Annotated in this window: 12 protein-coding genes; 6 read left to right on the forward strand and 6 right to left on the reverse strand. The window is 71.0% G+C overall.

Features of this window, described 5'->3' with window-relative positions; all coding sequences use genetic code 11:
• Nucleotides 1–53 precede the first annotated feature (53 nt).
• Both IG78_RS0132325 and IG78_RS0132330 read right to left on the reverse strand, forming a co-directional pair.
• On the reverse strand, nt 54–1,274 hold the full coding sequence (locus IG78_RS0132325) for an adenylate/guanylate cyclase domain-containing protein (RefSeq protein ID WP_030570007.1): 1,221 nt from the start codon (nt 1,272–1,274) through the stop codon (nt 54–56).
• Nucleotides 1,275–2,123: 849 nt separating this feature from the next.
• Entirely contained in the window at nt 2,124–3,077 is a 954-nt protein-coding gene (locus IG78_RS0132330) for a biotin--[acetyl-CoA-carboxylase] ligase (RefSeq protein WP_030570010.1), read from the reverse strand.
• Nucleotides 3,078–3,204: 127 nt separating this feature from the next.
• On the opposite strand from IG78_RS0132330, the gene IG78_RS0132335 reads away from it, so the two are divergent.
• Both IG78_RS0132335 and IG78_RS0132340 read left to right on the forward strand, forming a co-directional pair.
• Nucleotides 3,205–4,860 (forward strand): acyl-CoA carboxylase subunit beta, encoded by a 1,656-nt coding sequence (locus IG78_RS0132335; protein ID WP_225882306.1) that lies wholly within the window; start codon nt 3,205–3,207, stop codon nt 4,858–4,860.
• A 60-nt stretch (nt 4,861–4,920) separates the two neighbouring features.
• Entirely contained in the window at nt 4,921–5,127 is a 207-nt protein-coding gene (locus tag IG78_RS0132340) for an acyl-CoA carboxylase epsilon subunit (RefSeq protein WP_030570016.1), read from the forward strand.
• 110 nt (nt 5,128–5,237) lie between these two features.
• On the opposite strand, the gene mmpB is transcribed toward IG78_RS0132340, so the two are convergent.
• Nucleotides 5,238–5,366 carry a morphogenic membrane protein MmpB gene (mmpB, locus tag IG78_RS52280; RefSeq protein WP_263972745.1) on the reverse strand — a complete coding sequence of 43 codons (129 nt, stop codon included), beginning with the start codon at nt 5,364–5,366 and terminating at the stop codon, nt 5,238–5,240.
• An 82-nt stretch (nt 5,367–5,448) separates the two neighbouring features.
• On the opposite strand from mmpB, the gene IG78_RS0132350 reads away from it, so the two are divergent.
• Nucleotides 5,449–6,069: a nucleoside triphosphate pyrophosphatase gene (locus IG78_RS0132350; RefSeq protein WP_030570019.1), complete on the forward strand. Its 621-nt coding sequence runs from the start codon at nt 5,449–5,451 to the stop codon at nt 6,067–6,069.
• Here IG78_RS0132350 and IG78_RS0132355 read toward each other — a convergent pair.
• Nucleotides 6,035–6,460: a hypothetical protein gene (locus IG78_RS0132355; protein ID WP_225882305.1), complete on the reverse strand. Its 426-nt coding sequence runs from the start codon at nt 6,458–6,460 to the stop codon at nt 6,035–6,037. The two genes, IG78_RS0132350 and IG78_RS0132355, sit on opposite strands and share 35 nt — an antisense overlap.
• 357 nt (nt 6,461–6,817) lie before the next feature.
• On the opposite strand from IG78_RS0132355, the gene IG78_RS0132360 reads away from it, so the two are divergent.
• Both IG78_RS0132360 and IG78_RS0132365 read left to right on the forward strand, forming a co-directional pair.
• Nucleotides 6,818–8,590 carry an acetyl/propionyl/methylcrotonyl-CoA carboxylase subunit alpha gene (locus IG78_RS0132360; RefSeq protein ID WP_030570024.1) on the forward strand — a complete coding sequence of 591 codons (1,773 nt, stop codon included), beginning with the start codon at nt 6,818–6,820 and terminating at the stop codon, nt 8,588–8,590.
• A gap of 206 nt (nt 8,591–8,796) precedes the next feature.
• Complete coding sequence (locus IG78_RS0132365) at nt 8,797–9,354, forward strand: TetR/AcrR family transcriptional regulator (RefSeq protein ID WP_030570027.1); 558 nt, start codon at nt 8,797–8,799, stop codon at nt 9,352–9,354.
• A gap of 408 nt (nt 9,355–9,762) precedes the next feature.
• On the opposite strand, the gene IG78_RS0132370 is transcribed toward IG78_RS0132365, so the two are convergent.
• Nucleotides 9,763–10,752 carry a DeoR/GlpR family DNA-binding transcription regulator gene (locus tag IG78_RS0132370; protein ID WP_078965769.1) on the reverse strand — a complete coding sequence of 330 codons (990 nt, stop codon included), beginning with the start codon at nt 10,750–10,752 and terminating at the stop codon, nt 9,763–9,765.
• A gap of 216 nt (nt 10,753–10,968) precedes the next feature.
• Nucleotides 10,969–12,417, reverse strand: coding sequence for an NAD(P)H-quinone dehydrogenase (locus IG78_RS0132375; protein ID WP_030570033.1), 1,449 nt, complete (start codon nt 12,415–12,417; stop codon nt 10,969–10,971).
• 155 nt (nt 12,418–12,572) lie between these two features.
• Between IG78_RS0132375 and IG78_RS0132380 the strand changes: the two genes are divergently transcribed.
• Nucleotides 12,573–13,010 carry a gamma-glutamylcyclotransferase family protein gene (locus tag IG78_RS0132380; protein WP_030570036.1) on the forward strand — a complete coding sequence of 146 codons (438 nt, stop codon included), beginning with the start codon at nt 12,573–12,575 and terminating at the stop codon, nt 13,008–13,010.
• Nucleotides 13,011–13,106: the final 96 nt, after the last annotated feature.

Genomic DNA, 13,106 nt, shown 5'->3' on the forward strand with positions numbered 1-13,106 from the left:
GACCGTTACCCGGGGATCATGTCAGCCGCTGCGCCCGTTGGGTACCCGGCGACTCAGCTCCGGCGGGCGAGCAGCCAGGGCTCGACGATGCCGAGCCCGCGGACGGGCCGCTGCCACATGGGCTGTAGGGCGAACCGGTACGAGGGGGGTTCCTCGCCCGCCTTCTCGGCCTTCTCGGCGAGGGCGGCGGCCTCGGTCTCGGAGGCGGGGGCGTCACCGGTGCGCACCAGCTCCTCGGCGAGGGCGCCGTCGACGAGGACGGCGTCGCGCGGAGCTATCGAGGTGAGCCGGGACGCGAGGTTCACGGTGGTGCCGAAGACGTCGCCCATCCGTGTGGTGACGGTGCCGAAGGCGATGCCGACGCGCAGCTCGGGCATGGTCTCGTCGTTGGCCATGGTCTCGATGAGGCGCAGGGCGATCTCGGCGGCGGTGCCGGCGTCGTCGGCGGCGTAGAGGACTTCGTCGCCGAGGGTCTTGATGAGACGCCCGCCGCGAGCGGCGACAAGATCAGCAGCAGTCGTCTCAAAGGCTTCGACGAGCTCGCCGAGCTCCTCCTCCTCCATCCGCCGGGTGAGCCGGGTGAAGCCGACGAGATCAGCGAAGCCGACGGCGAGGCGCCGGTCGACCATTTCCTCGTCGTCGGCGGCCTGCACGACGCGCCCGGTGGCGGCGGCGAGCTGACGCCGCCACACATAAACAAGGAATTCCTCCAGTTCGGGGAGGAGCAGCTCGATCAGCGGATACGTGACTTCGGTACGGGTCATGCCCGGTTCCGGGGGCTCGGTGAGGCCCTCGAGGAAGGAGTCGATCTGCCATTCGGCGAGGCGGGCGGTGGTCTGTCCCGTCGAGCGGGCCACCTGTACGGCCATGGCCTCGCTCAGGAGTCCCGCCTCCACGAGGCCGGCGAGGCGCCGCAGGGCCAGTACGTCGGCCTCGGTGAGGGCCTTGGCCTGGCCGATGTCGGGGAAGCCCATGGCTCGCCAGAAGCGGGAGGCGAGTTCCATGGAGACGCCGGCGCTTCGGGCTGCCTGGAAGGGGGTGTAGCGGCGGTCGGCGCCGAGGATGAGCTGCTCAAGGCGCAGGGCCAGGGGGTCCTTGCCGCCCCCGTCCTCATCACCGAGGTCGAAACCCCCGCTCGCGCTGCCGCTGCCGCCTGCGCCGAGGTCGGGGTCCTCGGGCTTCTCGGATGCCGGGGTCGTGGATTCCGCCGGGCGGGGGGCACCGTCAGGGCCGGGGGGTGTGCCCTGGCCGGAGCCGGTGTCGTCGACGGTCACGCCTGCTGCCCTTCCGATCTGCCGCGGTCAGATATCGACCGGCGCCAACTTTACGGCAGGTGTGCCGCACCTCACTCCCGACTCCACCGCACACCCCCTCGCCCCCACCCTGACGCCCTACTCCACCCCCACACACCTGGGACGACACCCTTCCCCCACATCCCGGGCCCCGGCACCTGGGCTACCCCCTCCCCCTACATCCCGGGCACCCGGCGGCTGGGGCTGCACCCCTCTCCCCACAGAACGGACACCCGGCGGTTGGGCTGTGCCCACCCGTTCCGCCCCTGGCGGACCAGTTGCCCACAGGGGGGAGGGCGGCGAACGGTAGGGGCTGCTGCCCACAGGGGGACGGCGGCGGGCCGTGACCCGCAGGGGGGACGGCGGCGGGCCGTGGCCCGCAGGGGAAACGGCAGGGCGGCGGAAGCCAAGAGAGGCGGCGAGCCACAAGAGCCATCGGCCGCAGAGGCGGCGAGCCGCAAGAGCCATCGGCCGCAGAGGCGGCGAGCCGCGAGAGCTAAGGGCCGCAAGAGCCATCGGCCGCAGAGGCGGCGAGCCGCGAGAGCTAAGGGCCGCAAGAGGCAGCGAGCCACAGGAGGCAGCGGCCGCAAGTGGCACCGGGCCGCAGTCGCCATCGCACCGGAGGGGTCGTGGCGGTATGACCGAGCGCAGCGTGCCAAGCGACACACTTACGGTGCGGTGAAACCAGGCAGTGTCCACTACGCGAGCACGGCCATACCGCCACGACCCCGCCACCCCCACAAACGGAAAGGCGAAAACGACCGTCGGCGCAGGCGACGGCACGACCCCGCCCCCCACAAGCGGAAAGGCGAAGGCCCCCGGCCAGAAACTTCAGGCCCCGGTGGCAGGCCGCAGGTGGACCACGTCCCCCGCGCCCACAGACTCCCGCACCCCCTCCTCCGTAGCGAGGACCAACCGCCCGTCCCCGTCCACGGCCACAGCCTCCCCCACCACATCCCGCCCCCCGGGCAACTCCGCCCGCACCACCCGCCCCAACGTCGCACACCCCGCCACATACGCCTCCTGAAGCCGCGCAGCCCCCGGATCCCCCCCGGCGCCCCGCCACTCCCCGTACCACCGCTCCAGCTCCCGCAGCACCGCCCGCAACACCGGATCCCGATCCGCATGCACCGCCCCGGCAAGCGCCAACGACCCCGCCCCGGGCACCGGCAGCTCATCGGCGCGCAGCGTGACGTTGACGCCGATGCCGACGACGACACCCCCGCCCCCCACGGACCCGGCCCGCTCGGCCAGGATGCCGCCGGCCTTGCGCTCCTCGCCCCCGACGGTGACAAGCAGATCGTTGGGCCACTTCAGGGCGGTGTCGACACCCGCCGTGCGGGAGATCCCCGCGGCGACGGCGACACCGGTGAGCAGCGGCAGCCACCCCCACCGTTCGACCGGCACGTCGTCCGGCTTCAGCAGGACGGAGAAGAAGAGGCCCGAGCGAGCGGGCGCACTCCACCGCCGGTCAAGGCGCCCGCGAGCGGCAGTCTGCTCCTCAGCGACAAGGATCGCCCCTTCGGGGAGCTCATCCGCACGGGCGGCGAGGTCGCTGTTGGTGGAGCCGGTGGTGGGTACGACATCGAGGGAGGTCCACAGTCCGCCGTCGCGGACGAGGGCACGGCGCAGGGCGACGGCGTCGAGGGGCGGCCGATCGAGATCGGACCACCGACTGGGCGAGCCGGGCCCCGAACCACGATTCGGACCGGAACCCGAACCAAGATGCGGACCGGAGTCCGAACCACGGCCCGAGTCATTGCTTGAGTCATTGGACGGCGTCATGCAACCCACCCTAGGTGTGGTAAACGCCGCACTGCACAGGCGTATCCGCGCCGATACCCTACGAGTCAGTAGCCAGCAGCCGAGAGCCATCACCGTCCCCTCTGAGCAGGCAGGGAGCCGCGCCCCGATGTCCGAGCCGCAAGTGCCCAACGAGCAGTCCGCGCCGCCCCAGCAGAGTTCCACGGCAGAGGGCCAGGACGCGGGCAAGCACGACATCCACACGACAGCGGGCAAACTGGCGGACCTCCGCCACCGTATCGAAGAGGCAAAGCACGCGGGCTCCGCGCGGGCGGTGGAGAAGCAGCACGCGAAGGGCAAGCTGACCGCGCGGGAGCGCGTGGAACTGCTGCTCGACGAGGGCTCCTTCGTGGAGCTGGACGAGTTCGCGAGGCACCGCTCAACGAGCTTCGGCCTGGAGCAGAACCGCCCGTACGGGGACGGCGTGGTGACGGGCTACGGCACGGTCGACGGCCGCCCGGTGGCGGTGTTCTCACAGGATTTCACCGTGTTCGGCGGCGCCCTCGGCGAGGTCTACGGCCAGAAGATCGTGAAGGTCATGGACTTCGCCCTGAAGACGGGCTGTCCGGTGATCGGCATCAACGACTCGGGCGGCGCCCGCATTCAGGAGGGCGTGATGGCGCTCGGGATGTACGGCGAGATCTTCCGCCGCAACACCCACGCGTCCGGCGTGATCCCCCAGATCAGCCTGGTGGTGGGCCCGTGTGCGGGCGGCGCGGTCTACTCCCCGGCGATCACGGACTTCACGGTGATGGTGGACCAGACGTCGCACATGTTCATCACGGGCCCTGACGTCATCAAGACGGTCACGGGCGAGGACGTCGGGTTCGAGGAGCTGGGCGGCGCGCGCACGCACAACTCGACGTCGGGCGTGGCGCACCACATGGCGGGCGACGAGAAGGACGCGATCGAGTACGTCAAGTCGTTGCTCTCCTACCTCCCGTCGAACAACCTCAGCGAGCCCCCGGCGTTCCCCGAGGAGGCGGACCTGGAGCCGACGCCGGAGGACCTGAGCCTGGACACGCTCGTACCGGACAGCGCGAACCAGCCGTACGACATGCACACGGTCCTGGAACACGTCCTGGACGACGCGGAGTTCTTCGAGACGCAGTCGCTGTTCGCGCCGAACATCATCACGGGCTTCGGCCGGGTGGAGGGCCACCCGGTGGGCCTGGTGGCGAACCAGCCGATGCAGTTCGCGGGCTGTCTGGACATCGACGCGTCGGAGAAGGCGGCACGCTTCGTGCGGACGTGCGACGCGTTCAACGTACCGGTGATCACGTTCGTGGACGTGCCGGGCTTCCTGCCGGGCGTGGACCAGGAGCACACGGGCATCATCCGCCGCGGCGCGAAGCTGATCTACGCGTACGCGGAGGCGACCGTCCCGCTCATCACGGTGATCACGCGCAAGGCGTTCGGCGGGGCGTACGACGTGATGGGTTCCAAGCACCTGGGCGCGGACCTGAACCTGGCCTGGCCGACGGCGCAGATCGCGGTGATGGGGGCGCAGGGCGCGGTGAACATCCTGCACCGCCGCACGATCGCGGCGGCAGGGGACCCCGAGGAGCAGGAGAGCGCGAGGGCGCGCCTGATCCAGGAGTACGAGGACGCGCTACTGAACCCGTACACGGCGGCGGAGCGGGGCTACGTGGACGCGGTGATCCTGCCGTCGGAGACACGATCGCACCTGGTCCGGGGCCTGCGTCAACTGCGTACGAAGCGGGAGTCGTTGCCGCCGAAGAAGCACGGCAACATCCCGCTGTGACCGGCGCGCCACGACCGCCCCACGACCAGTGACAGACAACTCCCTGGGAGGAACGCACCCGTGATCAAGGTCGTACGAGGCAACCCGACCCCCGAGGAACTGGCAGCCGCCCTCGCGGTGGTCCAGGCCCGCGCCGCGGCGGCGGCGAACGCGCCGTCCGGCGCGGGCCCGGTCCCGGCCGCCTGGTCGGACCCGGCACGCGTGGCCCGCGAGCGGCTGCCCGCGCCGGGCCCGGCGGCGTGGGGGCGCACGTACTGGCCGGCGTAGAAAGCAGGTCAGCCACAGACCAGCGCAGACCAGCTCAGCTCAGCACAGCACAGACCAGCTCAGCCACAGACCAGCTCAGCACAGACCAGCTCAGCTCAGCTCAGCTCAGCTCAGATCAACCCCAGGACAAACATGGCCACCACCATCGCCAGGGCGAGCAGAACCCCCGCGCGGCGCATCTTCGCCTGCATGTCCCGCATGTCTTCGGGCGGATCGTTCTCCGGGTCGGACCACAGCATGTCTTCGATGGTGCGGCGGCGTCAGGTCCGGCGCCTGAGTACGCGTACTCAGGTTCCGCGCGCCGGTCGCTAGGCTGACCGCATGAGCGATCACCCCCGCCGACTCGTCCTGGCGTCCCAGTCCCCCGCCCGCCTCGGCCTGCTGCGGCAGGCGGGCCTCGCGCCCGAGGTGATCGTGAGCGGCGTCGACGAGGACGCGGTGACGGCGCCGACCCCCGCGGAGCTCGCGAAGGCCCTGGCGGTGGCGAAGGCCTCGGTGGTGTCGGCGCGCGCGGACACGCAGGGCGCCCTGGTCGTCGGCTGCGACTCCGTACTCGAACTGGACGGCCGCGCGCTCGGCAAGCCCGCGGACGCCGAGGAGGCCACGACGCGCTGGAAGGACATGCGCGGCCGGGCGGGCGTCCTACAGACCGGGCACTGCGTGTACGACACGGCTTCCGGCCGCCAGGTGTCGGCGACGGCGTCGACCGTGGTGCGCTTCGGGGAGCCGTCCGACGAGGAGATCGCCGCGTACGTGGCGAGCGGCGAGCCCCTGCACGTGGCGGGCGCGTTCACGCTGGACGGCCGCTCGGCGCCGTTCATCGACGGCATCGAGGGCGACCACGGCAACGTCATCGGCCTCTCGCTGCCGCTGCTGCGCCGCCTCCTGGCAGAACTGGACGTACGGATCACGGACTTGTGGGCGAGGGAACGCACGGGCTGAACGGGCGGTCGTACGCGACAAGCGTCAGCACGATGAGCCCGAGCACGACCATCAGGGAGAAGAAGGCGAGCCAGCCCACGAGGCCGATGGCGAAGGCCCCGAGCAGCCCGTGCACGACGGCGGCACTGATCAGCAGGATCTTCCCGAAGCTGCCGGGCCCGCGGTCACGGACGGCGGTGCGGGCGAGGACAAGACCGCACAGCGCGAGATAGAGCCCGAAGACGGCGCCCGCGATCCACGTGGACACGGTCATCGCGTGCGGGTCGAGCCCGGCCAGGGACATGTCCTGATCGTCGACGACGAGGCCGAGGAACCAGTTGAGCAGCGCGATACCGGCCGCTTCCGCCCAGAGCGCGACCGCGCCCACCCACGCCACTGGTCTGCGCGCCACGGCGTCCACCCACTCTCTACCGGCGGCTGTTACCCCTAGTACGTACGAGAACATCCGGACACTACTAACGGGTAAAGCGAGGGACAAGGGCCGCGGCCCGGGCAAAGAATCATTGGGCCATTCGTAGGGACTCCACAAAGAATGACCGTCCGCCGCAGCGCGGCCTCACAGAGACCTTGACCACACCGGAGGGCTAGGCTTCCGGGGAAGGGCCCTGCGTACCACGGTGCGACAAGGGATTTCAGGGATCGACCGACCTCGGATCACGCTCCGTGTGGGCAAGCTCACCATTGGGGACGGGTCGTGGGTCCGTGTCGGCAGTCCCTAAACTCAGCTTGTTTCAAGGAGGGAGCCATCGTGCGCAAGGTGCTCATCGCCAACCGTGGCGAAATCGCTGTCCGGGTCGCCCGGGCGTGCCGGGATGCCGGGATCGCGAGCGTTGCCGTTTACGCGGAACCCGACCGGGACGCACTGCATGTGCGGGCCGCGGACGAGGCGTTCGCCCTTGGTGGTGACACTCCGGCGACCAGTTATCTGGACATGGCGAAGGTGCTCACCGCCGCCAAGGACTCCGGGGCGGACGCGGTCCACCCCGGCTACGGCTTTCTCTCCGAGAACGCGGAGTTCGCCCAGGCGGTCCTGGACGCGGGCCTGATCTGGATCGGCCCGCCGCCGCAGGCGATCAGGGACCTCGGTGACAAGGTCGCGGCGCGGCACATCGCGCAGCGCGCGGGCGCCCCGCTGGTCGCGGGCACGCCGGACCCGGTCGCGGGCGCCGACGAGGTGGTGGCGTTCGCCGAGGAGAACGGCCTGCCGATCGCGATCAAGGCGGCGTTCGGCGGTGGCGGCCGCGGTCTGAAGGTGGCCCGCACCCTCGAAGAGGTGCCGGAGCTGTACGACTCGGCGGTGCGCGAGGCCGTCGCGGCGTTCGGCCGCGGCGAGTGCTTCGTGGAGCGCTACCTGGACAAGCCGCGGCACGTGGAGACCCAGTGCCTGGCCGACACCCACGGCAACGTGGTGGTCGTCTCCACCCGTGACTGCTCCCTGCAGCGCCGCCACCAGAAGCTCGTCGAGGAGGCCCCGGCGCCGTTCCTGTCCGAGGAGCAGAACGCCGAGCTGTACCGCGCGTCCAAGGCGATCCTGCGCGAGGCGGGCTACGTCGGCGCGGGCACCGTGGAGTTCCTGGTCGGTGTGGACGGCACGATCTCCTTCCTCGAGGTCAACACCCGCCTCCAGGTGGAGCACCCGGTCACCGAGGAGGTCTCCGGGATCGACCTGGTCAGGGAGATGTTCCGCATCGCCGACGGTGAGGAACTCGGCTACGACGACCCGAAGTTGCGCGGCCACTCCTTCGAGTTCCGCATCAACGGCGAGGACCCGGGCCGCAACTTCCTGCCCGCGCCCGGCACGGTGACGTCGTTCGCGCCGCCGTCGGGTCCGGGCGTGCGCCTGGACGCGGGCGTCGAGTCGGGGTCGGTCATCGGCCCGGCGTGGGACTCGCTGCTCGCGAAGCTCGTCGTCACCGGCGCGACGCGGCAGCAGGCCCTCCAGCGCGCCGCGCGCGCCCTGGCCGAGTTCGAGGTCGAGGGCATGGCCACCGCCATCCCCTTCCACCGCAAGGCCGTCGCGGACCCGGCGTTCGCGCCCGAACTGACGGGCTCCACGGACCCGTTCACGGTCCACACCCGCTGGATCGAGACCGAGTTCGTCAACGACATCCCCGCCTTCTCCGCGGTCACGGACGCCGAGGCCGAGGACGAGACGGGCCGCGAGACCGTGGTCGTCGAGGTCGGCGGCAAGCGTCTTGAGGTGTCGCTGCCGTCGTCGCTCGGCATGTCCCTGGCGCGTACGGGCCTCGCGGCCGGTGCCAAGCCGAAGCGGCGGGCCGCGAAGAAGTCCGGCCCCGCGGCCTCCGGTGACACCCTCGCCTCGCCCATGCAGGGCACGATCGTCAAGGTCGCGGTCGAGGAGGGCCAGGAGGTCAAGGAGGGTGACCTCATCGTGGTCCTTGAGGCCATGAAGATGGAGCAGCCCCTGAACGCCCACCGCTCCGGCACGGTCAAGGGCCTCCTCGCGGAAGTGGGCGCCTCTCTGACGTCGGGCGCAGTAATCTGCGAGATCAAGGACTGACTGGGGGGTGCGCCCCCGGCCCCCCGCTCATCGGCCCCCCGCTCATCGGCGCTCCGCGCCTCGTCCTCGATCGCCGGACGGGCTGGAGACAGCCCCTCCGGCGTTTGAGGAGCGGGGTCCGGGGCGGAGCCCCAGGATCGGCGAAGGGGCGCCCGCGCGCGGAGCGCGCTGATGGACACGGGGGGCGCACCGCGAGGAGACGAGACATGCGTGCCGACGCCCGCCGCAATCACCAGCGGCTCCTGAGCGAGGCCCGTGCCGCGTTCGCCGAACACGGCACGGACACGTCCCTGGAGGACGTGGCCCGCCGCGCGGGCGTGGGCATCGGCACGCTGTACCGCCACTTCCCCACCCGGCACGCCCTGCTGAGCGCCGTCTTCGAGGACGCGGTGCACGACCTGCTCACCCGCTCCCACGCCCTGCTCGACGCCCCGCAGCCCTGCACGGCCCTGGTGGAGTGGCTCCGCGCGATCATCACCCACGCGGGTGAGTACCGCGGCCTCGCCAGGGCCCTGATGTCGGCGTCCCGCGACAGCAGCTCCGCGCTGGCCCGGTGCAGTCGCCCGATGCACGAGGCGGGCACCGAACTCCTGGCCCGCGCCCAGGCGTCGGGCGCGATCCGCGAGGGCGTCGCCATCGACGACCTGCTCCAACTGACGAACGCGATCGCCCTGGCCGCCGAGGAGTCCCCCGACGACCCAGAACTGGCGGACCGCCTCCTACTGCTGACCCTCCGTGGCCTAAAACCAGAACCAACCACCTGAAGCCAAACCCAACAGCCAGCACAGCCCCCAGCCCGCAAATTCCAGCCCGTCCGGCGCTTGAGGGCGAGCGCGCAGCGCGACAGACGCCCAGGGAACCCAGGGGTCCAGCAGCCCCAGCCCGTCCGGCGCTTGAGGACAAACACGCAACGCGCCAGCACGGATCTCCAGCCCGTCCGACGCTTGAAGACAAGCACGCAAGCGCCAGCACGGATTTCAGCCCGTCCGACGCTTGAAGACAAGCACGCAAGCGCCAGCACGGATTTCAGCCCGTCCGGCGCTTGAAGACAAGCACGCAAGCGCCAGCACGGATTTCAGCCCGTCCGGCGCTTGAGGACGAGCGCGCAGCGCGACAGACGCCCAGGGAACCGGGGGACCAGCAGCCCCCCGCCCAAGGCCCAGGGGCCAGACCTATCGGCGACGCAAGTCAGCCACCCGAGCCGCCCGCTCCCCCGGGGACTGCTCCCCGAGAACAGCGGCGCTCCGCAACTGCGGCCCCGCGCCGGGCCCCGCACCATGGCCCCCGTGCCCCCGCCGTTGACCGGGCAGCGGCACGTCCCTGCGTTGCTGTCGGCCTGTCGGGACGGAGTCAACTCCGGGGGCCTGGCCGGGGCCCGCCGACGCCCCGGCGACCGCGATCTGCACGCCTTGGTCCGCCAGGGCGTGCAACTCGGTCGCCGCGCGGTCGTCGTGCGGCGGCGGCTCGTCCGTGACGAGGCGGGTGATGACGTCCGTGGGCACCGTCTGGAACATCGTGTCGGTGCCCAGCTTGGTGTGGTCGGCGAGGACCACCACCTCCGCGGCTGCCTGCACCAGCGCGCGATCCACGCTGGCCGACAGCATGTTGGAGGTGGAGAGGCCGCGCTCGGCGGTCAGGCCGCTGCCCGACAGGAACGCCCGCGACACCCTGAGGCCCTGCAGGGACTGTTCGGCCCCGCTGCCCACCAGCGCGTAGTTGGATCCGCGCAGCGTGCCGCCGGTCATGACGACTTCGACGCGGTTGGCGTGGGCGAGCGCCTGGGCCACCAGGAGGGAGTTGGTGACCACGGTGAGGCCGGGCACCCGCGCGAGCCGGCGGGCCAGCTCCTGCGTGGTCGTCCCCGCCCCGACGACGATGGCTTCGCCCTCTTCGACGAGACCCGCCGCGAGATCGGCGATTGCCGTCTTCTCGGCGGACGCGAGATGTGATTTCTGCGGAAAGCCGGACTCCCGCGTGAATCCGCCCGGCAATACCGCACCGCCATGCCGGCGGTCGAGGAGTCCTTCTGCCTCCAGCGCGCGCACGTCCCGCCGTACGGTCACTTCGGAGGTCTGGACGACGCGGGCGAGCTCACGGAGCGATACCGCTCCGTTGGCCCGCACCATTTCGAGGATCAATTGGCGACGTTCTGCAGCGAACACGAAACTGACAGTAACCCCAACGACCGTCTGCTTTCAGCAGTTTGCGCCGAATTACAGAAGTTGTTCGCTCGGCAGGGGTAGAAGTGGTATAGGGGGTAGTCTCCCCGCCTATGCCAGGCGAATGCGCGGCAACAGGCTGTGACCTGCGTGGTGTTCGGGCCGACCGCACGGACCGGCCGAGGTGCTGTCCCGCGGCCGTGCGGTGGGGTGAGGGGATCAGGCCTCGGCCGCGGTCTTCCGGGTGTGCAGTTGGCGCGCGACTTCGGCGATCGAGCCCGAAAGCGACGGGTACACGGTGAAGGCATTGGCGATCTGCTCGACCGTCAGATTGTTGTCGACCGCGATCGAGATCGGGTGGATCAGTTCCGAGGCGCGCGGCGCCACGACCACACCGCCGACCACGATACCCGTACCCGGACGGCAGAACAGCTTGACGAAGCCGTCGCGGATGCCCTGCATCTTCGCGCGTGGGTTGCGCAGGAGAGGGAGCTTGACGACCCGGGCGTCGATCTTGCCCGCGTCGACGTCGGCCTGGGTGTAGCCGACGGTCGCGATCTCGGGGTCGGTGAAGACGTTCGACGAGACGGTCTTCAGGTTCAGCGGCGTCACCGCGTCGCCCAGGAAGTGGTACATCGCGATGCGGCCCTGCATGGCGGCCACCGAGGCGAGCGCGAAGATGCCGGTGACGTCACCGGCGGCGTACACACCGGGGGCGGAGGTCCTTGACACCCGGTCGGTCCAGATGTGCCCGGACTCCTTGACCTTGACCCCGGCCTCTTCGAGGCCCATCCCGTCGCTGTTGGGGATGGCACCGACGGCCATCAGGCAGTGCGACCCGGAGATGACCCGGCCGTCGGCGAGCGTGACCTCGACGCGGTCGCCCACGCGCTTGGCGGAGGCGGCGCGGGTCCGCCCCATCACGTTCATGCCGCGCCGCCGGAAGACGTCCTCCAGAACCGCGGCGGCGTCGGGGTCCTCCCCCGGAAGCACCCGGTCGCGCGACGACACGAGCGTGACCCGCGACCCGAGCGCCTGGTAGGCACCGGCGAACTCGGCGCCCGTCACACCCGAGCCGACCACGATGAGCTCCTCGGGCAGCTCGTCGAGGTCGTACACCTGCGTCCAGTTGAAGATGCGCTCGCCGTCGGGCTGGGCGTCGGGCAGCTCGCGCGGGTGCCCGCCGGTAGCGATCAGTACGGCGTCGGCGGTGAGCCGCTCCTCGGACCCGTCGGCGGCGCGCACGACGACGGTCCGTGACCCGTCCATGGCCTGCTGGCCCTCCAGGCGGCCGCGGCCGCGCAGGACCCGGGCGCCGGCGCGCGTGACGGAGGCGGTGATGTCGTGCGACTGCGCGAGCGCGAGCCGCTTGACGCGCCGGTTCACCTTGCCGAGATCGACACCCACGACCCGGGCCGCCTGGTCGATGTGCGGGGTGTCGTCCTCGACGATGATGCCGAGCTCCTCGTACGAGGAGTCGAAGGTGGTCATCACCTCGGCCGTCGCGATCAGGGTCTTCGACGGTACGCAGTCGGTGAGCACCGACGCCCCGCCCAGACCGTCGCAGTCGACGACGGTCACCTCCGCGCCGAGCTGGGCGGCCACCAGGGCCGCCTCGTATCCGCCGGGTCCGCCACCAATGATCACGATCCGAGTCACGTACTCCATTGTCCCGCACGGCCGGGCGGCCCGTACCCCCGGGGCCCGTCTGGCGGAACCCATTGCGGTGACTGCTCTCCCGCTCCCCCTCCCGCCGTCGTCGCCACCACCACTGTGACCGGTGCGGCGGGAGGGGGGCGCCGGGCTGCCGTACCCTCGGACCCATGTCGCTCTACGCCGCGTACGCCGGCAATCTCGACGCGCGGCTGATGACGCGCCGCGCCCCGCACTCGCCGCTGCGCGCGACCGGCTGGCTCAACGACTGGCGACTGACGTTCGGGGGCGAGCACCTGGGCTGGGAAGGCGCGCTCGCGACCATCGTCGAGGCGCCGCGGTCGCAGGTGTTCGTCGCGCTGTACGACATCGCGCCGATGGACGAGGACTCCATGGACCGGTGGGAGGGGGTCGGGCTCGACATCTACCGGCGGATGCGGGTTCGGGTTCACACCCTTGAGGGTGAGGAGGCTGCCTGGGTGTATGTCCTCAACGGGTACGAGGGTGGGTTGCCGTCCGCCCGTTACCTCGGGGAGATCGCTGACGCGGCCGACTCCGCGGGTGCTCCCCACGACTACGTCATGAGCCTCCGCAAACACCCCTGCTGACCGCCCCGCCCGACCCGTCACTCAACGCAGGCTCTTTCCCCCACCCACCCGCCCTTCCAACGCGCTGCGCGCTCGTCCTCAAACGCCGGCCGGGCT

This window comes from Streptomyces aureocirculatus (assembly GCF_000720475.1).
Taxonomy (GTDB): domain Bacteria; phylum Actinomycetota; class Actinomycetes; order Streptomycetales; family Streptomycetaceae; genus Streptomyces; species Streptomyces aureocirculatus.